The organism is Bellilinea caldifistulae (genome assembly GCF_001306055.1).
In the GTDB taxonomy this organism is placed as follows: domain Bacteria; phylum Chloroflexota; class Anaerolineae; order Anaerolineales; family Anaerolineaceae; genus Bellilinea; species Bellilinea caldifistulae.
The window spans coordinates 24,815-50,425 of the sequence record NZ_LGHJ01000015.1 but is presented as its reverse complement, the minus strand read 5'-3'; the positions used below and the strand labels follow the sequence as shown (position 1 = coordinate 50,425).

Below are 25,611 nucleotides of genomic sequence, written 5' to 3'. Positions count from 1 at the left end.
TTTCTTGACAACCCCTTGCCGCAAGGCTATACTATAGATGCTTCAACACGGGGAGCCCGGGGCACCGGGCTGAGAGGAGGGCTGAGGCTGCCCTCGACCCGCTGAACCTGATCCGGGTAATGCCGGCGGAGGGAGAAATCACACGGCTTGCGGCTGCTCCCCTCCTCACCGGCGAGGAGGTTTTTTGTTATGGAATACACACGCGCGGTGATTTTTGCCAACGGCGAACTGGCGGATGGCGAAGCCGTCCGCGGCTGGCTGCGCCCCGATGACTACCTGATCGCTGCCGACGGCGGGCTGCGTCACCTGCAAACTCTGGGGCTGCGTCCGCATCTGCTGATCGGCGATCTCGATTCGCTGACGCCGGAAGAAACGGCTGCCCTGCAACAGACCGGCGTCCAAATCGAACGCCACCCTGCCGAAAAAGACGAAACCGACCTGGAACTGGCCATCCAGTACGCGCTGGGGCAGGGCTTCAAGCAAATGCGGGTGGTGGCAGCCCTCGGCGGGCGGCTCGACCAAACGCTTGCCAACCTGGCGCTGCTGGAAATGCCCGGCCTGGAAGGGGTGGATATCCGGCTGGATGACGGACGGGAAGAAATCCTGATCATTCGCGATCAGGCGGTGGTGGAAGGTCGGCCCGGCGATACCGTATCGCTGCTGGCGATGAACGAATGCACCAAGGGCATCGTGACCAGCGGCTTGAAGTACGCCCTCAACCACGAAACGCTGTGTCCCAACCGGACGCGCGGCATCAGCAACGAGATGACCGACGAGCGCGCCGAGATCCGCCTGCTGACCGGCCGTCTGTTGTGCATGCACACCCGCCGGTCGTCGAGCGCCGGTTAAAAAACGCCGCATTTCTCTCGGCCTCCCCTCTGCCGGAAAAAAAGATCACCCGGGCTTTTGGATCAATTCTTTTTTTGGAGGTGTACCGATGAAAGCAACTGGCCGTTTTGTGCTGCTGGTCATTATGGTGGCGCTGGTACTGGTGGCCTGTACGCCGCAAACCCCGGCCGCCCCGATCGAATTACGGGTACTGACCCACGACTCGTTTGCCGCCAGCGAGGAGGTGATTCGCGCCTTTGAGCAGGAAAACAACGTCAAGTTGACCTTTTTGCCCTCCGGTGATACCGGCTCGGCGCTCAATCAGGCGATTTTGACCAAAAACGCTCCCCTGGCGGATGTGTTCTACGGCGTGGACAACACCTTTCTCTCCCGCGCTTTGAAAGAGGAAATTTTCGAGCCGTACAACTCACCCCTGCTGGCCCAGATTGAGGATGCCTTCAAACTCGACCCCCAAAACCGCGCCCTGCCGGTGGACTACGGGGATGTTTGCATCAACTACGACAAAGCCTACTTTGCCGAAAAAAATCTCCCTCTTCCCCAATCCCTGGCCGATTTGACCAAACCGGAGTACAAAGGGCTGCTGGTGGTTGAAAACCCGGCTACCTCATCCCCTGGACTGGCATTTTTGATGGCGACGATTGCCGCCTTTGGCGAGGACGGCTACCTTGACTTCTGGCGGCAGTTGAAAGCGAACGGCGTGGTGGTGGTCAACGACTGGGAGACGGCTTACTACACCAACTTCTCGGCTTCCTCCGGGCGCGGCCCGCAGCCAATGGTCGTCTCTTACGGCTCCAGCCCGCCGGCCGAAGTCATCTTTGCCGAACAACCGCTGGAAGAAGCCCCAACCGCCTCTCTGGTGGGTGAGAATATGTGCTTCCGGCAGATCGAGTTTGTCGGCATCCTCAAAGGCACTCAACAACGGGCGCTGGCCGAGAAGTTCGTGGACTTCATGCTGGATGTGCGTTTTCAGGAAGACCTGCCCCTGCAGATGTTCGTCTTTCCCGTCAACCGTAACGCCCAACTGCCGGAAGAATTTGTGCGTTATGCCCAAATCCCCGCCAAACCCGCCACGCTGGACCCGGCGCTGATTGCCGAAAAGCGTGAAGCCTGGATCGAAGCCTGGACACAGGTTGTCCTGCGGTGAATTTCTTCTCAACTGCCCCTGCCGCCCGCCGATCCCCTGAGGGGCAGCCGCCAGCGTCTGCCATCTGGCAGGCGCTGGCTTTGTGGCTGGCACCCCTGGCCTTTCTGATCATTTTCTTCTTTGTACCCCTGGGCAGCATCCTGTCGGTCTCAGCACGGGGATTGATCACCGATGGGCTGAGCCCGGCTGCTGCCGAGCGGCTCGGGCGCGCCCTGGGTTTTACCTTTTATCAGGCGGCTCTTTCCACGCTGCTGACCGTGCTGGTCGGCCTGCCGGGCGCTTATGTGTTTGCCCGCTTTGATTTCCCTGCTAAACGGCTGTTGCGCCTGCTTTCCACCCTGCCGTTCATTCTGCCGACCGTGGTGGTTGCGGCGGCGTTCAACGCGCTGATCGGCCCGCGCGGCTGGTTCAACCTGCTGGCCATGGAGTGGCTCAACCTGCCCGCCCCGCCGTTCAACCTGCTCAACTCGCTGGCGGCAATTTTGCTGGCGCACGTGTTTTACAACACCACCATCATCCTGCGGGTGGTGGGCAGCGCCTGGGAACAACTCGACCCGCGCCTGGAAGCGGCGGCGCGGGTGCTGGGCGCCTCACCCTGGCGCGCTTTCCGCGAAGTCACGCTACCGCTGCTCAGGCCTTCGCTGCTGGCAGCCGCCTTGCTGGTCTTTCTGTTCGACTTTACCAGTTTTGGGGTGATTTTGCTGCTGGGCGGGGCGCGCTACGCCACGCTGGAGGTCGAAATTTACATTCAGGCACTGCATCTGCTCAACCTGCCGCTGGCCGGGCTGCTTTCGCTGGTGCAGCTGCTCTGCACCCTGCTGTTGACGGTGGTCTATACGCGGGTTGCCTCGCGCCTGAACATTCCGCTCACCCCGCGCCTGCACGGCGAGGGTGCGGCTGCGCCGGTCTCCCTGCGTCAAAAATTGCTGGTCGGAGGGGTGGTGCTGGTGTTATTTACCCTGCTGGTGCTGCCGCTGACGGCGCTGGCCGCTCGTTCGGTGGCGCGCCTCGAACCGGCACGCGGTCAGCGCGGCGGGTTTGAAAGCGGCCTGACCCTTGATTACTACCGCGAGCTGTTCGTCAACCGCCGCGGTTCGCTGTTCTACGTGCCGCCGATTGAGGCCGCCCGCAATTCGCTGCTTTACGCCGGCCTGACGGTGGGCATTTCGCTCGCTCTGGGTTTGCCGGCCGCGGCTGCGCTCAGCCGCCGCTCGCCGCTCAACCGTCTGCTCGACCCGCTGCTGATGCTGCCGCTGGGGGCTTCGGCGGTTACCTTGGGCCTGGGTTTCATCCTCACCTTCAACCGCCCGCCGCTGGAAGCGCGCTCCTTTCCCCTCTTGATACCGATTGCCCACAGTCTGGTAGCGTTTCCGTTCGTCGTGCGCACCCTCACGCCGGTGTTGAATTCAATCCCGCTCAACCTGCGTCAGGCAGCCGCCGTGCTGGGCGCTTCACCTTTACGCGTCTGGTTAGAGGTGGATTTGCCCATCCTGGCGCGGGCGGCGCTGGTGGCGGCCATCTTTTCTTTTACCATCTCTCTGGGGGAGTTCGGCGCTACCAGTTTTCTGGCGCGCCCCGAATACCCAACCCTGCCAGTGGCGATTTTCCGCTTCATCAGCCAGCCCGGCGGCTTGAATTACGGACAGGCCCTGGCCATGTCCACTCTCTTGCTGCTGGTTTGCGGGCTGGGCATTGCCTTGTTGGAGCGTGTACGCCTGCCGGAGGAACGCTCCCTCTGAGAAAACAATCATGGTATAAACAAAACACCATGCTCACCGTCGAAAACATCCACAAACATTACGAAGGCAAGCCGCTGCTGCGCGGGGTTTCGTTTGAAGTCGGCGCGGGGGAAACGGTTTGCCTGCTGGGGGCTTCCGGCAGCGGCAAGAGCACGCTGCTGCGCATCATCGCCGGGCTGGAAGAGGCCGAAAGCGGACGGGTGCTGTGGGAAGGCCATGACTTGCGCGGCGTGCCGGTGCATGAGCGCCGCTTTGGACTGATGTTCCAGGATTACGCCCTCTTTCCTCACCGCAGCGTTGCCCAGAATGTGGCTTTTGGGCTGCGCATGCAAAACCTGCCACCCGCCCAGATCGAACAGCGTGTGCAGGAAGTGCTGCGGCGCGTCAACCTCAATCAATTTGCCGACCGACGGGTAACCGACCTCTCCGGCGGCGAGCAGCAGCGGGTTGCCCTGGCACGCGCCCTGGCCCCTCGTCCCCGCCTGCTGATGCTGGATGAACCACTCGGCGCGCTCGACCGCGCTTTGCGCGAGGAACTTGGCCAGTTTTTGCGCGAGGTGTTGCACGAAAGCGGCGTGCCGGCCATTTATGTGACCCACGATCAGGAAGAAGCCTTTATGATTGCCGACCGGCTGATTTTACTGCACGAGGGGCGGGTGGCTCAAGACGGCAGCCCCAGCCGGGTGGTTCAGCAGCCGGCCAGCGTGTGGGTGGCGCGTTTTTTGGGGCTGACCAATCTGCTGCCCGGCCGGGTCGTTAACCGCCAGCCGCTCACTGTGCAAACCGAAATCGGTGTGTTTTGCCCCGTGGATTGTGCCGAGCCACCCGCGCTGAATGAAGCGGTTACCTTGCTGATCCGCCCCGGCGGGCTGACAGGCGCATCCGCGGACGAGCAATTCAACACCTTCACCGCCGAGGTGCGGGATGTCATCTTTCGCGGCGAGGGCTACCGCCTGACCCTCGCCAGCGGGGGGCATAACCTGTCCTTCCATGTCCCGCAAGCCTTGCCTGCCGGCTGGCAGGGACGGCTGGCCGTTCAGCCGGAGGCGTTGTGGTGTTTACGCCAGGGAGAGCACAATGGCGATGACTGAAACGGTGATGGTGGTCAAGCAGGATACCAGCGGCAGGGAAGTCTGGCAGTACGAAGGTGAAGTGTTGCGGCGTTCGGGGCGTGGTGTGCTGCTGCAAGCCTACTTTGACCGCGATGACCGGCTCTTCCACGGCGTCTGGTTGTGCAAGGGCGACCGGTTTATCGAAGCCTACTTCACCCATCGCTGGTACAACATCTTTGAAATTCACCACCGCCAGGGGGATGCCCTGAAAGGCTGGTACTGCAACATCACCCGCCCGGCGCGCCTGCTGGACGGGCGGGTGGAGTACGTCGACCTGGCGCTGGATCTGCTGGTCTACCCCGATGGCAGCAGCCTGCTGCTGGACGAGGACGAGTTCGCCGCCCTGTCGCTCGGCGAGGAAGACCGCCGGCGCGCTTTGGGTGCGGTGCGCGCCCTGCGGCGCTGGTTCGCCGGCCACCAGCCGTTTCGCCTGAGCGAGCAGTTCCGGCTTCTGCTGCGCTGAATCAAACCTCTCGCTCGGCGGCTCGCAATAACGTAAACCAGTTAACGCCACCCCGCTTTTTCATGCAGGCGGGAGTTCTGGGGCTTTGAGAAAGCCCCAACCCGGTGGGCTGCTCCGCTCCGGTTGACCCGGCTCATTCGGCCAGCAGACTGGCCAACGCCAGCAGCCCCAACCAGTAGGAACGCCACCCAAAACCGGCAATGCTGCCACGACAGACCGGCGCCAGCAGCGAAACCTGCCGAAAATCCTCGCGGGCAGCCGGGTTGGAAAGATGCACCTCGATGACCGGTATCGAAATTGCCGCAACCGCATCGCGCAGGGCAACCGAGGTGTGGGTGTAGCCCGCCGGATTGAAAACCACTCCCTCTACCGTCTTGCGGGCGGTGTGCAGCGCCTCGATCAATTCACCTTCGTGATTGGACTGAAAACAACCTACCTCCAGATTCCACTCCCGCCCGGCCTCAATCAACCGCTGGTTGATCGCCTCCAGCGTCAGGCTGCCGTACACCTGCGGTTCTCGCTCCCCCAGCAGGTTGAGATTCGGCCCGTGCAGCACCAGCACTTTTTTCATCCACACACCTCCTGCAGCACCTCTTCAATCGGGATGACCACCCCGGCCTGAACGGACTGCAAGTCGCCTGCCTGACCGGTACCGGACGGCAGGCTGAAACGCAGTTGACCCGCCCGCCGTTTCTTGTCCACTGCCAGCCCGGCGCGGATTTCCTCAGTGTCCAAGCCAAGCGGCACCTCAACCGGCAGCCCCAGGCGGGTGAGAATTGCTTTGATTTGCCCGCTCAGACCTTGCCGGGCAATTCCCAGTTTTTCGGCAAGGCGGGTTTCCACCACCATACCGATGGCCACCGCCTCTCCGTGGCGTATTTGATAGCGGCTGGCTTTTTCCAGGGCGTGGCCGATGGTGTGTCCGAAGTTGAGCACCTCGCGCAGGCCCTGTTCAAACGGATCCGCCTCGATCACCCGCACTTTGACGGCCGCGGCGCGGCGCACCAGCCATTCCCAGCGCCCGGCCAGCCCATCCAGACCCTCGGCACAGGCTTCCAGCAGAGCCGGGTCGCCGATCACCCCATGCTTGACCACTTCCGCCAGACCGCTGCGCAGCTCGCCGATGGGCAGGGTGGATAGGGCAGCCGGGTCAGCCAGCACCATCCTCGGCGGGTGAAATGCTCCCACCAGATTTTTTCCCTGGGGCAGGTCCACGCCGGTCTTTCCGCCGATGGAAGCATCCACCATCGCCAACAGAGTGGTGGGCAGGTTGACCCAGTCAATCCCGCGCAAAAAAGCGGCGGCAGCAAAGCCGCTCACATCGCCCACCACGCCGCCGCCCAGGGCAGCGACCAGACTGGATCGGTCCAAACCCCCTTCAACAAACTGCGCCCATAAATCGGCAGTGGTTTGCAGGGTTTTGTGGGCTTCTCCGGCCGGGATGACGCAGCGCCGCACGTGCCAACCGGCGGCGGTCAGTCGTTTTGTCAGTCCATCCGCGTACAGAGCCGCGGTGTGATCATCGCAGACCAATCCGGTAGTGCGGTTGCGCCCAAGCTCACTCAAATAATCCGCCGCCGATTCGAGAATGCCGGTTTGGACGATCATCCGGTAGGGCTTGCCCATCCCGCGGATCGGGAAAATGCCGATGGCGCACAGCGCTTCCCAGCCGCTTTCCTCCGCAGTGCGCCCATCGGTGGACAGGCGGTTTTCGAAGGAGTCATAATGCTCCCGTCGGGCTTCCAGTAAAGCTGTCAGACGCGCCTGCCAGCCTTCCGCACCTTTCAGCAGCGGTCGGGTATGATTGGCGCCGCCCAGACGCTTGAAGAGAGTCTCCTGGCCGGACGTCAGGCAGAGGATCGTCCCATGGCGCTCTGCCAGCCGACGGTTGTCCGCATCGAGCAGCGCACCCCCGCCGAGCGCCGCCACACCCGCCGGTTGCCCCAGCAAATCGCGCAGGGCGTTTTTCTCACGCTGGCGAAAGCCGCTCTCCCCCTCTTCCTCGAAAATTGCCGGGATGCTGCGTCCGCTGGCCTGCTCAATGCGTTGATCCAGATCATAGCACGGCCATTCCAGCCGCTCGGCCAGCCAGCGGGCAAGCGTGGACTTGCCCGAACCGGGCGGCCCGTAAAGAAAAAGCCAGCGGTGGTTGTTCATGCCTGACCCTCACTGCGCCAGAAGACCGGGTCGTCCTCGCGCAGGTGAACATCACCCAGACGACCGCGCGGCAGGGCGGCAAAGCGCGGCAGCATCTCCGCCAGCGAATCACCGCCCAGTTTTTCCAGCAGCGCATCCGCCAATACAAACGCCAGCATGGCTTCCACAATCACCACAGCGCGCGGCACCGGGCAAAAATCGGAGCGTTCGTAGCGGGTTTCGACCTCCCGGCCTTCGGCCAGATCCACCGAGCGCTGCGGGTTGAGCGTGGTGGCAATCGGCTTCATGGCTGCCCGCACCACAATCGGCTGACCGGTGGTGATGCCGCCTTCCAGTCCGCCGCTGTTCACTCCCGGTCGGTAGAGGTCGGCGTCGGCCAGCAGTATCGGGTCGTGCACCTGCGTGCCGGGTCTGGTGGTGTTCTCGAAGGCCGGCCCGATTTCCACGCCTTTGATCGCCGGTATACTCATCACCGCTGCGGCAATCCGGGCGTCCAACCGGCGCTCCCAGTGGACGTAGGAACCCAGGCCAGGCGGCACGCCGAGGGCAATCGCCTCGATCACCCCGCCAAGCGTGTCTCTGGCTTGCATGATCTCGCGGATGCGCGCCTGCATTGCCTGAGCGGCGGCTTCGTCCGGGCAGGCCACTTCACTGGTCAGAGCGCGCTGAATGCGCTCCTCCAGCGGCAGGGCTTGCAGGTCGGCGCGAATCTCGCCGATCGAAATCACATAGCCGCCAATGCGGATGCCGAACTGAGCCAGCAAATGCCGGCAGATGGCCCCGCCGGCGACCCGGGCGGCCGTCTCGCGGGCGGAGGCGCGCTCCAGCGCCGGGCGCAGGTCGTCGTAACCGTACTTCAACACCCCGCTTAAATCGGCATGGCCGGGGCGGGGTACGGTGAAGCGCTGGATGAGTTTGTCCTTCCAGCGCGAATGGTCGCGGTTTTCAATGAATACCGACAGCGGCGCACCGGTAGTCTTACCGTCCATCACCCCGCCCAGCAGGCGGGCGCGGTCCTGCTCAATCTTCATGCGCGGGCCGGCTCCGTAACCGTGCTGACGGCGCGCCAGATCGCGGTTGATGGTGTCTTCATCCAGCGGTAATCCGGCCGGCATGCCTTCCAGAATCATCGTCAATCCCGGCCCGTGCGATTCACCAGCGGTCAGTAGTTGTAATCTCATTCCTGCTCTCCATTGGGTTGGCTTGAAGGTATGGTTTGCGGCTGGCGGAGGGCAGCCCACAGCGCCTCCGTCGGCGGGGTGATTCCCGTCCAGCAGGCAAAGGCCAAACGCGCCTGCTCCACCAGCATCCCAAGACCGTTGGCGGCCGGCAGCCCCTGCTGACGAGCGCGGCGCAGCAGGACGGTTTCCGCCGGGTTGTACACCAGATCGTAGACCACCGCCCGAGGCGGCAGGTCGAGTTCGGGCGGGTAGGGACATTCATCAGTCTGAGGCGACATCCCAACCGGCGTAGCGTTGATCACCGCTCGCGCCGCCCGCCAGCGCGCCAGACGGGCCGCTTCCAGGGGGATGGCCGCAAGGCTACCCGGCAGGCGCAGGGCTTTCAAATCGCGGACGACCCGTTCGCCCTGCTCAATCCGGCGGGTTGCCAGAACCACCCGCCAGCCGTGACTGATCAGGCTGTAAGCAACTGCGCGAGCCGCCCCGCCGCCGCCCAGTACCAGCGCCGTCCCCGGCTGATTGCCGCCCCCCCCCGCCTGCCAGAGCCGTTCAAAATCCGTCCAGAAGCCCTGCGCATCGGTGTTTTCACCGATCAGACGGCTGCCGTCGGCGTAGAGGGTATTGACCGCCCCCACAGCGCGGGCGGTGGGGGTCAATTCGTCCAGATAGGGTAGCACGTTCTGTTTATGCGGGATGGTCACATTCAAACCGTGCAGGCGCAGCGCCGGTGGGGCACGCAGACCCTCCACCAGGGCGCGCAGCTGCGCCTCGCCCTCCGGCAGCGGTGGGACGGCATACAGGCGGTATTCGCCCCGCAGCCCGGTACTTTGCAGGGCCGCCCGCTGCAGACGGGGCGACAGGCTGTGACCCAGCTGCCCGCCGATCAGACCCAGCCGCCAGTAAGAGATGCCTTTCATCACGCTCATCCGCTGTTTTCTTCCTCCATCCGAATTCTACCTCCCAGCCGGAGTAGCGTTTCAGCAAATTTCGGGTAGGATTCTGCCATCATTTCCGCTCCCTGCACGGTTACTGGCTGATCGGCAGCCAGACCGGCAATCGCCGCCGCCATGGCAATCCGGTGGTCGCCTTCCGCCGAGACGACTGCCCCGCCCCGCAGCCCTGCCTGCCCGTCAATCGTGAAACCGTCGGGGTGTTCCTCGACTTTTGCGCCCAGCGCATTCAACAGGCGGCACAAGGCGCGGATGCGGTCGGATTCTTTGTGGCGCAGTTCCCCCGCCTCGCGAACGTGGGTCACACCGGTGGCGAAAGCCGCCGCCACCGCAAAGACGGGGAATTCATCAATCATGGCGGTGACCCGCTCGCCGTGAATCTCGATGCCCCGCAAATCAGCGGAAGATACGATCACATCCCCCACCGCTTCACCGCCCTGTTCGCCGCGCGGGATGATTTCAATCCGTCCGCCCATCTCTTGCAGGGCTGTCAGCAGGCCGGTTCGTCCGGGATTCAGCCCGACTCCCGCCAGGGTGATGCGCGAACCGGGAGTGATGCTGGCAGCCACCACCCAGAAAGCCGCCGCAGACGTATCGCCGGGGATGGTCAGGTCAAAGGCCGGCAGGTCGGTTGGGTGTGGGTGAATGGTGACCGCCCAGCCGTCCGCGACCGGCTGGCTTTCGATCTTTACCCCCAACGCGCTCAACAAGCGTTCGCTGTGATCGCGCGAGCGGTGCGGTTCGATGACCGTGACAGGGCCTTCGGCTGCCAGCCCGGCCAGCAACACACACGACTTGACCTGAGCGCTGGCTAGGGTCAAAGGGTGGGTTAAGGCGCGCAGCTGCTGCCCGGCCGCCCGCTGAGAAATGGTCAGCGGGGCGTGTTCGCCGTCGGGCGATTCAATCGCCACCCCCATGGCACGCAGCGGTTGGAGAATGCGCCCCATCGGGCGGCGGCGCAGACCGTCCGAGCCGTCCAGCACGGCGGCGGTGTTACGCGCCGCCAAGGCGCCGGCCAGCAGGCGCAGCGTGGTCGCCGAATTGCCGCAGTTCAAACTCTGGTCGGGGCTGCGCCAGGCCTGTCCCCTGACCGTCAGGGTTTCGCCGTCCAGTTGCCAGTCCACGCCGAGCTGCTGCAGGGCGTTGAGCAAAGCGCGCGTAACGCCCGAATCCAGAAAATGGGTCACCCGACTTTCGCCTTCAGCCATGGCGGCCAGCAAAGCCGCGCGGTGCGAGATGGATTTGTCCCCCGGCAGGCTGACCTCGCCGGAGAGGGGATGACCGGGGAAGACGGTCAGACGGCTCATCGTTCATCCTCCGCTAACGCACGGGTCAGTTCCACCCGCCGACGGGCGGCCTGCTCCAGCTCGGCGGCCAGGGCGGGGTAATCTTCTGCTTCCAGCAGCCGGCTCAGGTAGGCCATCTGACGCTGCAAACGCTGCAAGCCACTCAACAGGTTGGGGCGGTTGTACCGCAAAATATCCAGCATGATCGAAAGGGGGGTTTCCGCCAGGCGGGTGGTGGAACGGAATCCCGGTCCCACCAGCACCCCGGCCTGCAGCGGCGTAATGCCGGCCAGGGCAGCCGCCGTCAGGTAAGGCAGGTGGCTGGTGGCCGCCACCACGGCATCATGTTCCTCCGCCTCCAGCCACACCGGACGCGCTCCCACGGCATCCACCAGTTCTTCGGCCAGCCGGCGGGCTGCCGGGCTGGTGCGTCCCAGCGGGGTGAGGGCGAAGGGCGCGCCGTGGTACAGGCCGGCCTCGGCTTCATCCAGCGAGGAGCGTTCCTTGCCACACATCGGATGCCCGCCCAGCGGGTCAAAGCGCGGCGGCAGGCCGGCCATTTTTTCCACCACGGCGCTTTTGGTCGAGCCCAAATCCAGCACCACCGCCGGGCCGGGATGCAGACCGGGCAGATCTTCCAGCAGGCGTAAAATCGCCGAAAGCGGGGTTGCCAGGATGATCAGGCCGGCCTGCGGCAGGATGTCGGCAAACGAAGTGCCAACCCGGTCGGCCAGTCCCATGCCGGCGGCTTGTTCGACCACCGCCGGGTTGTGATCCACGCCCAGCAAGCCGGCGCAGCGGCCGCGCAGCGCCAGCGCCAGTGAGCCGCCCATCAACCCCAGCCCCACAATGGCTACCGTCTGGTGTGCCAGCGAACGTTCAAAATGCGGGTCTTCGGCCATTGTCACGCTCTTGGGGAAGGGGCTGGCCCAACGGCGGGGCAACCGTGCGCCCGACCGCCTCGGCGACTGCGCGCACCTGCCGTACCAGCTCGGCAAACCGTTCCGGTTTAAGCGACTGGCTGCCGTCAGAAAGGGCCTCTTCGGGGTGGGGGTGGACTTCGATGATCAGGCCATCGGCTCCGGCAGCGATGCCGGCACGGGCTACCGGCGTGACGAACTGCCACAAGCCGGTGCTGTGGCTGGGGTCGAGCAGGACCGGCAGGTGGGTGAGCGATTTCAGCACCGGCACGGCGTTGATGTCGGTGGTGTTGCGGGTGGCGGTTTCAAAGGTGCGGATGCCGCGCTCGCACAAAATCACCTGACGGTTGCCGTGCGAGAGGATGTACTCGGCGGCCATCAGCAATTCCTCCACCGTGGCACTCATACCGCGTTTGAGCAGCGCCGGTTTGCGGGTTTCGCCGATGGCGTGCAGCAGGGCAAAGTTCTGCATGTTGCGCGCTCCAATTTGCAGCACATCGGCAGCCTGACTGACCTGCTGCACCTGTTCGGTGGCCAGTACTTCGGTCACAATCGGCAGGCCGGTGGCTGCCCGCGCTTCGGCGAGCAGTTCCAGCCCCTCGGCGCCCAGCCCCTGAAAGGAATACGGCGAAGTGCGCGGCTTGTAAGCCCCGCCGCGCAGGGCGTGAGCGCCGGCTTCGCGCACGGCGTGGGCAATTTCCAAAATTTGACCGCGGCTCTCTACCGAACACGGGCCGGCAATCAGCACCACGGCATTGCCGCCCACCTCCCGCTCGCCAATTTTGACCTGCGTATCGGTATCGCTGAATTCCCGCGAGGCCAGTTTGTAGGGCCGTAAAATCGGCAGGACGCGATCCACCCCCTCTAACAGCATGAATTGATCCTTGGAGACGGAGCGGTCATCGCCGATGGCGCCGATCACCACCCGTTCGGCGCCTTGCGAGAGGTGAACGCTCAACCCCTGACTGCGCACGCGGGCAACGACATTTTCGACTTGTTGCGGTGTGGCATCCTTTTGCATGACGATTAACATGAAAACCTCCTTTGGCTTAAGATACGGCTAAATCCGGGCGCAGGCGGGCTGCCTCTCCCAGATAAACATGACGAACGGCGGATTGGGGCAAATCACAATTCCAGTGAATCAGCACCCGAATACAGCGCGGCAGGGCGTCCGGCACGGGAATTTCCTGAGCGCACATCATCGGCACTTCTGTCCAGCCCAGTTGACGGGCAGCCTCAGCCGGAAAGGCCGAGGTCAAATCCGGCGTAACGGTAAAGACCATGCTGGCGGCTTCAGCCGGCTCAAAGCCGGGGTTAGCCTGCTGAATGGCTTGCAGCAGGCGGCGGGTGGCTGCCAGCACTGCTTCGGGCTGATCGTTTTCGACCGTTACGGCTCCGCGGATTCCGCGCACAACCATGGTTCAACCTCCGTTGAGGAAAATCAAAAGGCGGCGCCGGTTGCGCCGCCTCAGGTGTGGATGAGTTCCCTTCCCCTTAAGCGTCACGCCCGGCAAGCCGTGCGGCGTTGCCGTAAAAGAAGTAGGCGTAAAACCAGGGGAAAAATCGCATAGGAATCAGAATTTGTGCGAGATTATGCAATAGTCTATCTTAATTGGGGGGTTCGAGTCAAGAGGCTTTTTTTGGAATTTGTTTATAGTTTTGTTAAATCTTCAACGAGCCAGTGCCGTACAGCCGCAAAAACGCTTCCACCACCTGCGGGTCGAAATGCTGACCGGACTGCTCCTTGATGTAGTCCAGCGCCTCGCGAATACTCCATGCCCGGCGGTAGGGCCGGTCGGAGGTCAGCGCATCGAACACATCCACCACCGCAAATATCCGCGCCGCCAGCGGGATCTCCTCGCCTTTCAAGCCGCGCGGGTAACCCGTTCCGTCCCATTTTTCGTGATGGCAGTAGGGAATCTCGATCGCCGGCCGCAGGTATTCAATCGGATAGAGCATCTGGTAGGCATAAATCGGGTGCTGGCGCATCAGCAGCCATTCGTCATCGTCCAAAGCACCGGCTTTTTGCAGGATGGCATCCGGCACGCCCAGTTTTCCGATATCGTGCAGCAGCGCGCCGCGCCGATAGTGAATCAATTCCTCTTCGCGGACGCCCATCGCGCGCGCCAGCCGCAGGGTCAGATCCGTCACCCGCAGGGTGTGATTTTCGGTTTCATGATCGCGCAGGTCCATGGCGCGTGACCAGCCCTCGATGGTGGCTTCATAAGCCGTTTGCAGTTCGCGGTTGGAGTTTTGCAAGGCGACAAAGTTTTGGATGTTGTTGATGGCGATGGCTGCCTGATCCGCGAAGGTCTGCAAATCACTGACCCAGTCATCATTCGGCTGAAAATCACGCCGCGCAAACAATTCCAACACCCCGATCAGGTCGCCTTTGGAGACCAGCGGCGCCGCCGCTTGAAAGCGGAAGCCCTCTTCATCCAGCAGGTAAGCCGCAATTTCATCGCGGGTTGCCGGCAGGTCGGGGTAGGTGAGAATCGTCCGCTGCAGGGCAGCCACGCCGGCGTGGCTTTGCCCCAGTTTGAGAGTCTTTTCGATCCCACGGGTTTTGAAGCCGTAATCGGCGGCATGTTCGAGGGTCGAATTTTGCGGGTTGAACAGGAAAATTGAAGCAGCGTCCATCTTTAACTGGTGGGAAGTCTGCTCCAGGACAATTCGCAGGACGGTTTTGAGGTCCTGCCCTTCGATGATGGAAGTGTCAATGATGCGCAGTGAGCCCAGTCGGGAGGCATTTTGCTCGATGCGCCGGTACAGTTCGTCACGGTAGATGACGCTGGCAACCACTTCGCCAATCCCCTGCAGCAAGTTCACCTTTTCCGGCGAGATAGCCTGATAACTGCCAATCGTCAGGATGCCGAGATTCTGATAATCTACTTCCAGGGGTATGCTGGCAATCGCCTGACAGCCGCAGGCCGGCGCAGGGATGCCCTTTTGTGTCAGATGACCCTGATGATTTTCGAGGTAGGGCTTTCCTTCTTCCAGTACCTGCTGACGGATATGTTCCAGCGGCGATTCGGTTTGTCCCTGCAGCGGCTGCCACACACCGCTGGCAGCCACGATTTCGATCCGATTGGTTTGCGGGTCAATCAGCTCCAGCATGGCCGCCTCCACCTCCATCAGGCGGTTGATTTCGCCGACGATGCGGTTGAACATGTCCTGCGGGTGGATGGCGCGGGTCAAGGCGCGATTCACCGCGCTGATCGCTGCCAGCAGCGCGCTTTGCTGGCGCTGCTCGGTGATGTCGTAAAACACCCCAATCATCCCCAAAAATTCACCCGAAGCCGAAAAACGCGGCTCGCCGTGATCGCTGATCCAGCGGTACTCGCCGTCGGCGCGGCGCAGGCGGTATTCGGCGATGAACGGCAGGCACAACTGCATGGATTGCCGGTAAGCCTCAAGGAGTGTTTCCCGTTCATGGGGGTGAATGCGTTCCTCCCAAACGCGGTTCAGGTCGTCATCCTCGCGGCAGCCCATAAATTCGCGCCAGGCGCGGTTAACGTAGCCGTCCTTCCCGTCGGCTTTGGTCATCCAGATCATCACCGGGGCGGCTTCGGCCATCAGCGCAAAGCGCTGCTCGCTTTCGCGGGCGGCTTCTTCGGCCTTGCGCTGTTCGGTGATGTCTTCTTTGATGGCAATGAAGTGGGCAATTTCGCCATCCTCGTTGCACACCGGCGAAATGACCGCCTGTTCGACGTACAGGCTGCCGTCCTTGCGCCGGTTGGTCATCTCGCCCCGCCAGACCTGCCCGCACAGGATGGTGTTCCACAGGTTTTCGTAAAAAGATTGATCCTGCTTGCCGGATTTGAGGATGCGCGGGTTTTGACCGCGCACCTCATCCAGCGCGTAACCGGTCACCCGCGTAAAAGCCGGGTTGGCCCACTCGATCCGCCCGTCCCGGTCGGTGATCACCACCACGCTGGCAGCAGATTCCAGCGCGGCAGATTGCAGGCGCATTTGCTGCTCCATTTGGAAGCGCTTGATGGCTTTCCAGACACCGTCCATGAACAGAGCCAACCGCAGGGCATCTTCCTGATGATAGGCTTGCGGGCTGTTGGCAACCCCCAGCAGGGCGGTCACCCGTCCATTTTCCAGCGCCGGAACCCCCATAAACCGCTCCAAAACTGGGTGATCGGGCGGCATCTCTTTTTGGAGAGGGTTGGGCGGGTGGTAATCGTTGACCCAGACCGGTTTTTTCTGCCGGATCGCTTCGGCCCACATGCCGCCGCTGATTTCTTCAAACATCCGGCTTGGGATTTCCTCTGCATTCTCCATGGGTGGAGAGACCACACTCATCACAAACCGTTTCTGATGTTCATCGTACAGGAACAAAAACCCCAACCGGCTGCGGGTGATCTGCAGGGCTTTCTCCAGGGCGGCTTTCAAAAAACGTTGCAGCGAAGGATGCGTTTCCTGAAAGAAATCCCAGGCGGATTGCAGGTACTCCATCTGACGCTGGTTCTCGTGCCACAGCCGCTCGCGCCGCAAGCGGTTTTGCAGCAGCACCCCCAGCGCCAGATTGCCCAGCGGGTAGATCAAGAGTACCGGCAGGCTGATGATGCGCACCACTTCCAAAGCGCGCTGTAACGGCAGGGTGAACATCAACCCCAGCATGACCAGATGGACGATCCCCCCAAATACCCATAATTGCCAGAGCGGGATGTTTTCCACCTGCCGGCCGAGACGGTAACGCCACAGCAGCCCCAGCCCGCCGGTTGCGAAAATCACCAGAATACCGGTCAGGGCGGCAGCCCCGCTAATCCACCAGCGGTAAACCGCGGTGATGAGCATAGCGATGAGCGTGGGGATGAACCCAAAAAACAGCCCGGCGGTGCTGAGCAGCACCGACCGGGTGTCGAAGATGATCCCCGGCGCAAAAGTCCACGGCGTGGACATCAGCAAGAGGCCGACCCCGCCGAGGAAAAGGCCAGCCAGTATCTGCCGCAGCCGCTGGTTGCCAATCTCTTCCCGGCGGATGAGGACATCGAATATCAGCAGGGTTGCCAGCAGCAAGGCAATGTTTTGAATTAAGGTGAGAAAAATGTTCCCCTGCATTTCGTTCTTCCCAGTCACCGCTCCGATAATACTTGCCCTGATCAGACAAGATAAACCAGTCTCATTATAAGGCTTTATAAGAGGTATTTCATAAATTTTTTGTGAAAGTTTCTTTTCAATTCGTTTACAGATTTTGGGCGTTCTCCCCCAAAGCCATCGCGGAGGCGGGGGCTCCACCCATGGTCTGTCATGGCGAGCGCATCGGCTGCCGAGCTGGTAGCAGCAGTAGATGCCGTGATGGCGGTCGTCGAGGAAAACACCGCCGCCACCGAACAGATGGCTGCCGGCGCCACCGAGGTGACCGGCGCCATCGAGAACATTGCCTCGGTCAGCGAGGAGAACAGCGCCGCGGTGGAGGAAGTTTCGGCTTCGGCGGAGGAAATGAGCGCGCAGGTTGAGGAAGTGGCCGCTTCGGCCCGTTCTCTGGAAGAGATGGCTCAAAACCTCAAGGAAATCGTCCGGCAATTCAAGTTGCAGCAAACCAGCCGCAGCGACTTGCTGGATGAGATTGAAACCTTCCAAAAAGCCCATCTGAGATGGGTGGAACGGGTGGAAAAAGCCGCCAGCGGCGCCGAGACCCTGCGTGTGAGCGACGTGCCTGCTCACACCGACTGTGCGCTGGGAAAGTGGTATTACGGGCTGGGCAAACGTGAATTTGGCGCTCATTCTGAATTCAAAGCGGTGGAGGCCGACCACATCCGATTCCATGATTTACTGCGTGAATTTGCCGCAAATCAGAAAAACGGTCATCATGGCGCCCAAATGCTCAAAGAAATCAAACAGGTTGCCAAGCAAGTGGACGAAAAGTTGGAGAGCCTTAAGCGGGTAATCTGAATTTTCCCCTGTATAAAATAACCTTTCCATCCACCGGAGCGGGTCGGGTTGAGCAATGGCTTACCCGACCTTGCTCGTTAAATTGGCGGTAAAGCGGTTCTTTCCCATTACAAACCGCCTCACCTGAATTACTGCTGCGGTATAATTCCCACCATGAAAACCCTTGAACTGCAACTCCATCGCGAATGGTCGCCGGCCCTGCAAGAGGACTGGAACGCCCTGCTGGCCGAAAGTCCATCGCACTGTCCTTTTTTGCGCTTTGAGTATCTCGATATCTGGTGGCGGCGGCGCGGCGGCGGTGAATGGCCGCCCGAATCGCAACTGGCGCTGATTACCGCCCGGCGGGATGACCGTCTGCTGGGTATTGCCCCGCTGTTCTGGACGCCCGATCATCTTGGCGAGCCGGCGCTGCTGTTTTTGGGCAGCATCGAAATCTCCGACTATCTCGATTTTATCGCCCGACCCGAAGACCTGCCCGCCTTTTTGGATGCTCTGCTGCCCGCCCTGCAGGAATTGCGCACCGAACAACCGTTTAGCGCACTGGATTTATACAACCTGCCGGAGGAATCGCCGACCTTTGATGCGCTGGAAGCCGCGGCTGCCCGGCACGGCTGGTCATTTCTCAAAGAATTCTGCCAGCCGTGTCCCACCATTCCTCTGCCGGATGATTGGGAAACCTACCTGGCCAGCCTGGATAAAAAGCAGCGCCACGAAATCCGCCGTAAACTGCGCCGTGCCGAAACCCTCAGCCCGCCGGCGCGCTGGTACATGGTCAGTGAACGTGCCGCGCTGGATGCCGAAATCGAAGCCCTGTTTGCCCTGATGGAGCAGGATGACGAAAAACGTGTCTTCCTGACTCCATTGATGCGCGAGACCATGCGCGAGATGATTCGATGCTCGTTTGATCTGGGCTGCCTGCGGCTGGTCTTTCTGGAAGTTGGCGGGGAAAAAGCCGCCGCCTATCTGGCGTTCGATTATTTGCAGCAGGTCTGGCTGTACAATTCCGGTTTTGACCGGCGTTTCAACGATTATTCACCCGGCTGGGTGCTGCTTTCTCATTTCATCCGCTGGGCGATTGAAAACCGCTACCGCGAATTTGATTTCATGCGCGGCGGCGAGGATTATAAATACCGCTTTGGGGCGCGTCAGCGCTGCGTGATGCGCGTGCGCCTGCAACCACCTGCCGCGTGATGGAAACGGACGCCATTCTCAACGCCCTGCGCAAGGTGATTGACCCCGAAATCGGGCGCAACATCGTCGAGATGGGCATGGTACGCGATCTGACCCTGCATGGGGATGGACGACTGTCCTTCACCCTGGCGCTGACCGTGCCAACCTGCCCGATGAAGGATCAGATGGCTTTCAACGCCAGACAGGTGCTGCGCCCACTCGGTTTTGAACAGGTGGAGATCACCTTTGGGACAATGACCGATGAAGAACGCCGCGCCGTGATCGCCAGCGCCACCCCGCAATTACCCAAACTCAACGCTTTCAATCAGGTTCAACGGGTCATTGCGGTGATGAGCGGCAAAGGCGGGGTGGGCAAATCCTCGCTGACCGCCCTGCTGGCGGTGGAATTAACCCGGCGCGGCTGGAAAACCGGCATCCTCGATGCCGATCTTACCGGCCCGAGCATTCCGCATTTCTTCGGGCTGCCGGCGGGCGGACTGCGCGGCAGCGAGCAGGGCATTTTACCGGCGACTACCCGCCAGGGCATTCGGGTGGTTTCCACCAACCTGTTGCTGCCGGAAGCCGATCAGCCGGTGATCTGGCGCGGTGCATTGATTTCCGCCACCATTCAGCAGTTCTGGACTCAGGTGCTGTGGGGCAAACTGGATGTCCTGTTGGTGGACTTGCCACCCGGCACTTCTGACGCGGCTCTCACCGTACTGCGCACCCTGCCGGTCAACGGGGTGGTGCTGGTCACCGCCCCGCAGGGACTTTCGGCGCTGGTAGTGCGCAAAGCCGTTCACATGCTGCAAACCCTTCACATCCCCATTTTGGGGGTAGTGGAAAATTACAGTTATTTTCGCTGTCCGGCGGATGGCGGCGAATACGCCGTGTTTGGGGCCAGTCATGCGCCGGAAATTTGCGAGGCGGCCGGCGCGCCACTGCTGGCACGCCTGCCGATTGACCCGCAATGGTGCGAACGCTGCGACAGCGGCCGCGCCGAAGAGGTTCACCTGCCGGAACTGAGCGCAGTCGTCGAGCGCATTCAGCAGGTCGAAGCCGTGCGAACCCCACCCCGCCCGGTTTAACCGCTCCACATCACCAGCAGAATGCCGCTGCTTAACACGGCAAACAAAACGGCTGCCAGTCGGTCGGCGCCGCTCTGCAGGGCAAAATACAACCCAAAGGGGGTCAAAATCAGCACCGCCAGCGCCAGCAGGGAAAGGTACAACCGCTTCTGGCGATGATTGGTCTGGTTGTTCATCGGCTGAATTGTACCTCAGAAAACCGGTTGATGTTCCTGTTCCATTCCCTCGCTTGCCCGTAACTTTTCGCGGAAAAATACGACTAACCGGATAGATAAACACAAATTTTATTGAGGAGAATAATCACCATGAACATTCAATCGAATTTTCGGATGGGAACGCTGGCCGTCCTGGCAGTCTTCATTCTGCTGGGGTTGTCGGCTTGCGCACCGGCAACGGTGGATGCTGCCAACACCCCTCTGGCAGCCGCACCGCTTAATGCCGAATCGGCTTCATTTGAAACGCGCCTGGCACGCATCGAACTGAACGGCACACTGGAACAAATCAATCCCCAATCCGCCGTTGTGGATGGCCAGACCTTCCGGCTGGATGAGCAGTCGGTGGTGGTTTCCGCGCTCAAACGCGGTGACCGGGTTCAGGTCAAAGCGGTTTTGCTGCCCGATAATTCTCTGTATGCTCAATCGCTCAAACTGGATTTATCGGCTTCCTCCCCAAGCAGTTTCAAATTCTACGGTTTTGTGGAAGAGATGGGGAACGACGCCTGGCGGATTTCTGCGGTTACGGTTCAGATTACCTCCACAACGGCGATTGCTGGGGGCATCGGCCCGGGAAGTTTTGTCGAGGTGGAAGGACGCATTCTGAACGGTCAATTGCTGGCGGATAAAATTGCCACGGAAGACTCATCCAAAAGCGGTTCAACCGTTACCCCCGGCGCGCCGGTCAGCGGCGAGGTGGAATTCTACGGCAAGATCGAGTCCATCCAAAACGGCGTGTATGTAATCGGCGGGCGCACGGTACGCACCCAGACCAATACCGAAATCAAAGGCGCGCTGGCGCTCGGAGCGATGGTCAAAGTCCATGCCACCTTGCAGGCCGACGGTAGTTATCTGGCGCGCGAGATCGAGCTTTCCCAGGGAGATGATGCTGGCAAAACCAGCACCCCCGGCGCGCCGGTCAGCGGCGAGGTGGAATTCTACGGCAAGATCGAGTCCATCCAAAACGGCGTGTATGTAATCGGCGGGCGCACGGTACGCACCCAGGCCAATACCGAAATCAAAGGCGCGCTGGCGCTCGGAGCGATGGTCAAAGTCCATGCCACCTTGCAGGCCGACGGCAGTTATCTGGCGCGCGAGATCGAGCTTTCCCAGGGAGATGACAATTCCGGCAAGAGTGGAGACGACAATTCCGGTAAAAGCGACGATGATGACAACTCCGGCAAGAGTGGAGACGACAATTCCGGTAAAAGCGGCGATGATGACAATTCCGGCAAGAGTGGAGACGACAATTCCGGCAAGGGCGGCGATGATGATTATGGCAAAGGCGATGATGATTACGGTAAAGGAAAGGGCAAGTGAGTAATTTCTGCCTGTGGACGGGTGAGATGGTGCGGATTGCCGGGTGGTCTTTTCCCAACACCCGGCAGCGCCCTTTTCACAGCGGCTGGAAGTATAATATCCCCAGTACAGAGAACACCTTGATGACCGGAACTCCGCCAACCGCTCAAAACCGTCAGGCACAAGAAGCCGCCGAACTGCTCCGGCGGGCTAAGCAATTTGAGCCACAGGCGCTGACAGCCATTCACGATGCGCTTTATCCGCAGGTGTTTCGGTATGTGTCCTACCGCGTGGATGATCCGCGCACCTGCGAGGATATCACCGCCGAAGTTTTCCTGCGTTTGTTGAAAGCCCTCCAAAAAGAGGATCTGACCATTGACAACCTGCGGGCCTGGCTGCTGGGAACGGCTCATCATCTGGTGCAGGATTTTTACCGCAAGTCCTACCGTCACCCCACCACACCAATTGAACACCACGAGCACCTGCCAAACGGTCACAACCCGGCGGAGGAAGCCGAAAAAAATGCCACCCGTCATCAGATCCGCCGCGCTCTTCGGCAGTTGACCGACGAGCAGCAGCATGTGCTGACATTGCGCTTTTCTCAGGAATTATCGGTGCATGAAACCGCCCGGGTGATGCAAAAATCGGTCGAGGCGGTGAAAGTTTTACAGTATCGAGCCCTGGCGGCCTTGCGCCGTCAGTTAGAAAGGGGCGCTTAAGCCATGAAGTCCGGCGAGACCGCTCAATTACTGGAAGAATGTTTGCAGAGAATGCAAATCGGGGAACCGCTGGAAAGGATTCTGGCGGATTATCCCGAACGGGCGGAAGAACTGCGCCCGCTTTTGGAAAGCGCCCGCATGGCTCAAGCCAATGCGCTCTACCTGCCGCCCGTCAGCGGGAATCAGCGCAGCCGGGCGCAGTTTCTGGAAGAAGCCGCCCGGCAGGCTCGTCGGCAGCCGAAACGTGCCTTTGCCCTGCCGCGGTTTGCCCCGTTGCTGCTTTCGGCGGTGATGCTGGTGCTGGTGGCGGTCTTTGGGCTGGCGCTGGCTTCCGGCCGCTCCCTGCCCGGTCAGCCCTTGTATGGGATGAAACGTTCGGTGGAACAGGCCCAGCTGGCGCTGAGCGGGGATGCCCTGGGCCGCATTGCCCTGGAAGATACCTTCGATCAGCGCCGGGCGGAAGAAGTGCGCCGGTTGATCCTTGCCGGTAAAGAGCAGCCGGTCGAGTTCAGCGGATTTCTCACCCGCCGTATTCAAGACGGCTACGATCAATGGTCGGCTGGCGGGATTGATTTCAGCCTCAGTGGTTCGCTGCAAGCCGCTGCCGGTTCGATGGCAGGCGGGTATGTGGATATTCGCGGTTTTGTGCGCGGCCAGCAGGGTTTGGAAGTCACCGACATGCGTCTGCGCCTTTATCCAATCGGCGGCATACTCCAATCCCAAACCGAGCAGGAGTGGATCATCGAAGGCGTGCGGGTGCGCCTGCCCAGTCTGGCGGAGCTGGAAGGCACGCCGGAGGTGGGAAAGCCGATTTCGGTCACGGCCATCCGGGTGGGTGAAAATGACTTTCTGGCGCTCAGCGCGCGCGCCGGCCGCCTGAACCCGCCCCAAACGCCGACCTTTACCCCCAACCTTATCACCCCCACCCTGACCGAAACCACCGTTTCAACCGCCACGCTGACGCCGCAGTCTTCGCCAACCCCACGCCCCATCCTCACCGCCACCCAATCCGATGACTCGGGCAAGGCAACCGATGACGACTCGGGCAAGGGCGGAGATGACGATAATTCCGGTAAAGGGGGAGGCGACAAGGATGGTTATAAGGACTGATGATGGCCCTCCCCTGGCCAATTTTGAACATTTGGAAGGCGGCGAAGGAACTCAACGCTGATAGAGGCCGGTCAGAGAGGCCTGTTCGAGGATGTGACCGCGCATCAGGTTGTTGAGCCGGGCGGCATTCAAACCAGCCGGCAGGTCGGGGGCTAAATCCAGCGCATACAGGGTGAAAATGTAGCGGTGCGGCTTGCCGGGCGGGGGGCACGGCCCGCCGTAGCCGATTCGCCCAAAGTCGTTGCGCCCCTGGGACGCGCCGCTGCTCAACCGTTCGCTGGTCGGCAGGCCTTCCGGTAAACCGGTCGTCTGGGGTGGCAGGTTGTACAGCACCCAATGGATGAAGGTACCGCCGGGCGCATCCGGATCGCTGACCACCAGCGCCAGACTGCGCGCGCCAGCCGGGACACCGCTCCAATCCAGTTGCGGGGAAAGATTCTCCCCCTCACAGGTGAACCGGGCCGGGATGTTGGCTGCATCGCGGAACGCAGGACTGCTGATTTTCATCGAACTACCTCCTTCGAGAAGCGAATGAACCGGTGAAATCCTCCCCGGTAAAAGCAAAGCGGCGCACAACGCCGCCGCTCCTGCCGCGCTGAGCGTGCAGGCGGCGTTGACGCCGTCGTTATTCAGCCAGCGCCAGCCGCGCACCCGCCGGGTGGGTGTGCCGCAGGAATGCAGCGGATGGCGTTCGGTCTCCCTGGCACACTGCGGACAGGTGTAAATGGCCTGTACGGTTGCCCCCAGCAGCGAATCGACCAGACTGCCCAGCAGGCCGGCCAGCGTGACCAGACCAAAAACAGCCATCGCCGGGAGCATCACCTCCGCCGGCGGGAACAGCACCGCCAGCAAGCCGATCAAAGCCGCGCCGCCCAGGGCGGCTAACGTACCCAGCGGCGTCAGCCCGCCGGAAGTCCCCCTTTCCACCGCCTTGCCGGTGGTAATCAGGCGCGGCAGAGTCGGACTGAGAACGCCCAATTCGGTTGCCCAGGTATCGGCGTTGGCGGCTGCCAGCGCGGCAGCCGCAGCCAGCCACGGCAGGGGCGAAGCGGGAAAAACAGCCTGGACCAGCGCCAGCAGCCCGGCAATTCCGCCGTTGGCAGCCACCTGAGCAGCATCCCGCCGGCTGCCTTTGGAAAACTTTTCCTCCACGCTTTGCTTGCGGCGACGGAACAGCCGCGAAAGCAGGCTGGATGAAATAAAGAAGCCCAGCAGCAACACCGCCCAGGGCAGCCCGCCCAGTCCGAAGACAGCCGTCCCCAACAGGGTGGCGGCCAGCGCTCCGCTGCGGCTGAGTGAATGTACCGCGTAAGCTGCCAGCGATATGATCAGCGCCAGCCCAAAACCGATCCCAATCTGAATCATGGAAATGGAGAGGCTCACTGCATCTTCCTCAACCGAGTAAAATAACCCCCGCGGCAATCAGCAGGAGCAGGGGGGTAAACGCAGAGGCTATCCACAACAGGAAAGCCACAGGACGGTCGGATTCGCGCCGGTAGAAATAAATGCCGCCCAGCAGATTGACCAGATAGATCAGCATGCCCAGCACCGGCAGGAGCAGTAACTGCTCACCGGGGACGGGCGGGAGCGGCTGCCCCTGAGCATCGAAGCCCAGCGAAACCGAAGGATGGGACGGAATCGCCAGCGCCACAACGATCAACAGCAACACGGTCAAAATCAGCCCGGCAATTAAGAACCAGCGTGCCGGACGGTTATCCCACACCCGTCGGGCAAAGGCAGCCGGCTGAGCCGAATAAGGCGGCAGCGGAGTCAGACTGCCCAGCTCGATCATGCGCTGGAAGGCGCGGTTGAAAGCCCGTCCATCCTGCGGGGAGATGGCATACACCCTCTGACGCGCTGCCACCAGCAACAACCCGCCGGTTTCCGAAGCCATAAATTCCACCGTACCCAGTTCGGCAACCTGCCGGCTGCCCAAAACGGCGCCGGGAGCAATCAAAGGCGGCAGGGGCAGGTTAAAACCCAGTTCATTGGCGGGGCGCACCCACTCAATTTCCGGCAGGGGAATATCCTCGGCACGCAAGCCCCAGCGCAAACGCAGGCCATCCCGTTCCAGCCGGTAAAAAGCGTTCATCAGGGCGTAGCCGCGGTAAAACACCCACGGCAAAGGGGCGAACAACACCACGCTGCCCAGCAGCAACAGCACAAAGCGCCCCTCCTGAGGTTGATTGAACGCCAGAATCAGGCAGCCGACACTGCCAGCCAGCAGAACGAACCCCAGCAACAGATGAAAGATCAGCCCGCGCCGGCGGGGAGGAAAGAAAACCTGACTTTCATCATCCTTGCTCAT

The 25,611-nt window shown here is 61.5% G+C and carries 23 protein-coding genes and 1 riboswitch; of the genes, 11 read left to right on the top strand and 12 right to left on the bottom strand.

From position 1 onward, the window contains the following. Positions 1 to 38 precede the first annotated feature (38 nt). Positions 39 to 152: riboswitch (TPP riboswitch) on the top strand. 37 nt (positions 153 to 189) lie between these two features. From AC812_RS09640 to AC812_RS09620, 5 genes are all read left to right on the top strand, one after another. After that, positions 190 to 849: a thiamine diphosphokinase gene (locus AC812_RS09640; protein ID WP_061913205.1), complete on the top strand. Its 660-nt coding sequence runs from the start codon at positions 190 to 192 to the stop codon at positions 847 to 849. A gap of 88 nt (positions 850 to 937) precedes the next feature. Beyond that, a complete protein-coding gene (locus AC812_RS09635) occupies positions 938 to 1,993 on the top strand; it encodes a thiamine ABC transporter substrate-binding protein (protein ID WP_082148890.1) in 1,056 nt (351 codons plus the stop codon). Beyond that, on the top strand, positions 1,990 to 3,732 hold the full coding sequence (locus tag AC812_RS09630) for an ABC transporter permease (protein WP_201797686.1): 1,743 nt from the start codon (positions 1,990 to 1,992) through the stop codon (positions 3,730 to 3,732). Before AC812_RS09635 ends, AC812_RS09630 begins: the two co-directional genes overlap by 4 nt. Before the next feature lie 29 nt (positions 3,733 to 3,761). Next, the gene (locus AC812_RS09625; protein ID WP_061913204.1) at positions 3,762 to 4,823 is read left to right on the top strand and encodes an ABC transporter ATP-binding protein; all 1,062 of its coding nucleotides are present in this window, start codon (positions 3,762 to 3,764) and stop codon (positions 4,821 to 4,823) included. After that, entirely contained in the window at positions 4,810 to 5,307 is a 498-nt protein-coding gene (locus AC812_RS09620; protein WP_061913203.1) for a ribonuclease FAU-1 family protein, read from the top strand. Before AC812_RS09625 ends, AC812_RS09620 begins: the two co-directional genes overlap by 14 nt. 133 nt (positions 5,308 to 5,440) lie before the next feature. Here the strand turns inward: AC812_RS09620 and aroQ are convergent, their stop codons facing one another. From aroQ to AC812_RS09575, 9 genes are all read right to left on the bottom strand, one after another. Continuing rightward, positions 5,441 to 5,878 carry a type II 3-dehydroquinate dehydratase gene (aroQ, locus tag AC812_RS09615; RefSeq protein ID WP_061913202.1) on the bottom strand — a complete coding sequence of 146 codons (438 nt, stop codon included), beginning with the start codon at positions 5,876 to 5,878 and terminating at the stop codon, positions 5,441 to 5,443. Then, positions 5,875 to 7,464, bottom strand: a complete 1,590-nt coding sequence (aroB, locus tag AC812_RS09610; RefSeq protein WP_061913201.1) for a 3-dehydroquinate synthase — start codon at positions 7,462 to 7,464, stop codon at positions 5,875 to 5,877. The genes aroQ and aroB overlap by 4 nt, the downstream gene beginning before the upstream one ends. Beyond that, a complete protein-coding gene (gene aroC / locus AC812_RS09605; RefSeq protein WP_061913200.1) occupies positions 7,461 to 8,645 on the bottom strand; it encodes a chorismate synthase in 1,185 nt (394 codons plus the stop codon). Before aroC ends, aroB begins: the two co-directional genes overlap by 4 nt. Further along, positions 8,642 to 9,571 carry a shikimate dehydrogenase gene (gene aroE / locus AC812_RS09600; protein ID WP_061913199.1) on the bottom strand — a complete coding sequence of 310 codons (930 nt, stop codon included), beginning with the start codon at positions 9,569 to 9,571 and terminating at the stop codon, positions 8,642 to 8,644. Before aroE ends, aroC begins: the two co-directional genes overlap by 4 nt. Then, the gene (gene aroA / locus AC812_RS09595) at positions 9,568 to 10,902 is read right to left on the bottom strand and encodes a 3-phosphoshikimate 1-carboxyvinyltransferase (RefSeq protein WP_061913198.1); all 1,335 of its coding nucleotides are present in this window, start codon (positions 10,900 to 10,902) and stop codon (positions 9,568 to 9,570) included. Before aroA ends, aroE begins: the two co-directional genes overlap by 4 nt. Then, positions 10,899 to 11,783, bottom strand: coding sequence for a prephenate dehydrogenase (locus tag AC812_RS09590; protein WP_061913197.1), 885 nt, complete (start codon positions 11,781 to 11,783; stop codon positions 10,899 to 10,901). The genes aroA and AC812_RS09590 overlap by 4 nt, the downstream gene beginning before the upstream one ends. Further along, entirely contained in the window at positions 11,761 to 12,834 is a 1,074-nt protein-coding gene (gene aroF / locus AC812_RS09585; protein ID WP_061913196.1) for a 3-deoxy-7-phosphoheptulonate synthase, read from the bottom strand. Before aroF ends, AC812_RS09590 begins: the two co-directional genes overlap by 23 nt. A gap of 16 nt (positions 12,835 to 12,850) precedes the next feature. After that, positions 12,851 to 13,219 (bottom strand): chorismate mutase, encoded by a 369-nt coding sequence (aroH, locus tag AC812_RS09580; protein ID WP_061913195.1) that lies wholly within the window; start codon positions 13,217 to 13,219, stop codon positions 12,851 to 12,853. Between the two features lie 244 nt (positions 13,220 to 13,463). Further along, positions 13,464 to 16,871, bottom strand: coding sequence for a GAF domain-containing protein (locus AC812_RS09575; protein ID WP_061913194.1), 3,408 nt, complete (start codon positions 16,869 to 16,871; stop codon positions 13,464 to 13,466). Between the two features lie 189 nt (positions 16,872 to 17,060). Between AC812_RS09575 and AC812_RS17600 the strand changes: the two genes are divergently transcribed. The 3 genes from AC812_RS17600 (at position 17,061) to AC812_RS09560 (ending at position 19,963) form a co-directional block, all read left to right on the top strand. After that, entirely contained in the window at positions 17,061 to 17,705 is a 645-nt protein-coding gene (locus AC812_RS17600) for a CZB domain-containing protein (protein ID WP_061913193.1), read from the top strand. Positions 17,706 to 17,858: 153 nt separating this feature from the next. Then, on the top strand, positions 17,859 to 18,896 hold the full coding sequence (locus AC812_RS09565) for a GNAT family N-acetyltransferase (protein WP_061913192.1): 1,038 nt from the start codon (positions 17,859 to 17,861) through the stop codon (positions 18,894 to 18,896). Then, positions 18,896 to 19,963 carry an Mrp/NBP35 family ATP-binding protein gene (locus AC812_RS09560; protein WP_061913191.1) on the top strand — a complete coding sequence of 356 codons (1,068 nt, stop codon included), beginning with the start codon at positions 18,896 to 18,898 and terminating at the stop codon, positions 19,961 to 19,963. The genes AC812_RS09565 and AC812_RS09560 overlap by 1 nt, the downstream gene beginning before the upstream one ends. Here the strand turns inward: AC812_RS09560 and AC812_RS09555 are convergent. After that, positions 19,960 to 20,139, bottom strand: coding sequence for a hypothetical protein (locus tag AC812_RS09555; RefSeq protein WP_061913190.1), 180 nt, complete (start codon positions 20,137 to 20,139; stop codon positions 19,960 to 19,962). The genes AC812_RS09560 and AC812_RS09555 overlap by 4 nt on opposite strands. Positions 20,140 to 20,268: 129 nt before the next feature. On the opposite strand from AC812_RS09555, the gene AC812_RS09550 reads away from it, so the two are divergent. The 3 genes from AC812_RS09550 to AC812_RS09540 are packed head-to-tail and all read left to right on the top strand — an operon-like array spanning position 20,269 to position 23,303. Beyond that, a complete protein-coding gene (locus tag AC812_RS09550; RefSeq protein ID WP_062158882.1) occupies positions 20,269 to 21,495 on the top strand; it encodes a DUF5666 domain-containing protein in 1,227 nt (408 codons plus the stop codon). Next, positions 21,492 to 22,193 carry a sigma-70 family RNA polymerase sigma factor gene (locus AC812_RS09545; protein WP_061913188.1) on the top strand — a complete coding sequence of 234 codons (702 nt, stop codon included), beginning with the start codon at positions 21,492 to 21,494 and terminating at the stop codon, positions 22,191 to 22,193. The genes AC812_RS09550 and AC812_RS09545 overlap by 4 nt, the downstream gene beginning before the upstream one ends. Before the next feature lie 3 nt (positions 22,194 to 22,196). Then, a complete protein-coding gene (locus AC812_RS09540) occupies positions 22,197 to 23,303 on the top strand; it encodes a DUF5667 domain-containing protein (protein ID WP_062158880.1) in 1,107 nt (368 codons plus the stop codon). 51 nt (positions 23,304 to 23,354) lie between these two features. Here AC812_RS09540 and AC812_RS17985 read toward each other — a convergent pair whose 3' ends face one another. Together AC812_RS17985 and AC812_RS09530 are read right to left on the bottom strand one after the other, a co-directional pair. Next, the gene (locus tag AC812_RS17985; protein WP_061913186.1) at positions 23,355 to 24,686 is read right to left on the bottom strand and encodes a YbhB/YbcL family Raf kinase inhibitor-like protein; all 1,332 of its coding nucleotides are present in this window, start codon (positions 24,684 to 24,686) and stop codon (positions 23,355 to 23,357) included. A 10-nt stretch (positions 24,687 to 24,696) separates the two neighbouring features. After that, entirely contained in the window at positions 24,697 to 25,611 is a 915-nt protein-coding gene (locus AC812_RS09530) for a PH domain-containing protein (RefSeq protein ID WP_062158878.1), read from the bottom strand.

What these genes read in the sequence shown, in the direction of transcription:
- AC812_RS09555 (WP_061913190.1), bottom strand. Translation starts at nt 20,139, where the DNA reads ATGAACAACCAGACCAATCATCGCCAGAAGCGGTTGTACCTTTCCCTG.
- AC812_RS09540 (WP_062158880.1), top strand. Translation starts at nt 22,197, where the DNA reads ATGAAGTCCGGCGAGACCGCTCAATTACTGGAAGAATGTTTGCAGAGA.
- aroH (WP_061913195.1), bottom strand. Translation starts at nt 13,219, where the DNA reads ATGGTTGTGCGCGGAATCCGCGGAGCCGTAACGGTCGAAAACGATCAG.
- aroE (WP_061913199.1), bottom strand. Translation starts at nt 9,571, where the DNA reads ATGAGCGTGATGAAAGGCATCTCTTACTGGCGGCTGGGTCTGATCGGC.
- aroQ (WP_061913202.1), bottom strand. Translation starts at nt 5,878, where the DNA reads ATGAAAAAAGTGCTGGTGCTGCACGGGCCGAATCTCAACCTGCTGGGG.
- AC812_RS09550 (WP_062158882.1), top strand. Translation starts at nt 20,269, where the DNA reads ATGAACATTCAATCGAATTTTCGGATGGGAACGCTGGCCGTCCTGGCA.
- aroB (WP_061913201.1), bottom strand. Translation starts at nt 7,464, where the DNA reads ATGAACAACCACCGCTGGCTTTTTCTTTACGGGCCGCCCGGTTCGGGC.
- aroC (WP_061913200.1), bottom strand. Translation starts at nt 8,645, where the DNA reads ATGAGATTACAACTACTGACCGCTGGTGAATCGCACGGGCCGGGATTG.
- AC812_RS09640 (WP_061913205.1), top strand. Translation starts at nt 190, where the DNA reads ATGGAATACACACGCGCGGTGATTTTTGCCAACGGCGAACTGGCGGAT.
- AC812_RS09620 (WP_061913203.1), top strand. Translation starts at nt 4,810, where the DNA reads ATGGCGATGACTGAAACGGTGATGGTGGTCAAGCAGGATACCAGCGGC.
- AC812_RS09625 (WP_061913204.1), top strand. Translation starts at nt 3,762, where the DNA reads ATGCTCACCGTCGAAAACATCCACAAACATTACGAAGGCAAGCCGCTG.
- AC812_RS17600 (WP_061913193.1), top strand. Translation starts at nt 17,061, where the DNA reads ATGGCGAGCGCATCGGCTGCCGAGCTGGTAGCAGCAGTAGATGCCGTG.
- aroF (WP_061913196.1), bottom strand. Translation starts at nt 12,834, where the DNA reads ATGTTAATCGTCATGCAAAAGGATGCCACACCGCAACAAGTCGAAAAT.
- AC812_RS09590 (WP_061913197.1), bottom strand. Translation starts at nt 11,783, where the DNA reads ATGGCCGAAGACCCGCATTTTGAACGTTCGCTGGCACACCAGACGGTA.
- AC812_RS09560 (WP_061913191.1), top strand. Translation starts at nt 18,896, where the DNA reads ATGGAAACGGACGCCATTCTCAACGCCCTGCGCAAGGTGATTGACCCC.
- AC812_RS09565 (WP_061913192.1), top strand. Translation starts at nt 17,859, where the DNA reads ATGAAAACCCTTGAACTGCAACTCCATCGCGAATGGTCGCCGGCCCTG.
- AC812_RS09635 (WP_082148890.1), top strand. Translation starts at nt 938, where the DNA reads ATGAAAGCAACTGGCCGTTTTGTGCTGCTGGTCATTATGGTGGCGCTG.
- aroA (WP_061913198.1), bottom strand. Translation starts at nt 10,902, where the DNA reads ATGAGCCGTCTGACCGTCTTCCCCGGTCATCCCCTCTCCGGCGAGGTC.
- AC812_RS09575 (WP_061913194.1), bottom strand. Translation starts at nt 16,871, where the DNA reads ATGCAGGGGAACATTTTTCTCACCTTAATTCAAAACATTGCCTTGCTG.
- AC812_RS09530 (WP_062158878.1), bottom strand. Translation starts at nt 25,611, where the DNA reads ATGAGCAAGGATGATGAAAGTCAGGTTTTCTTTCCTCCCCGCCGGCGC.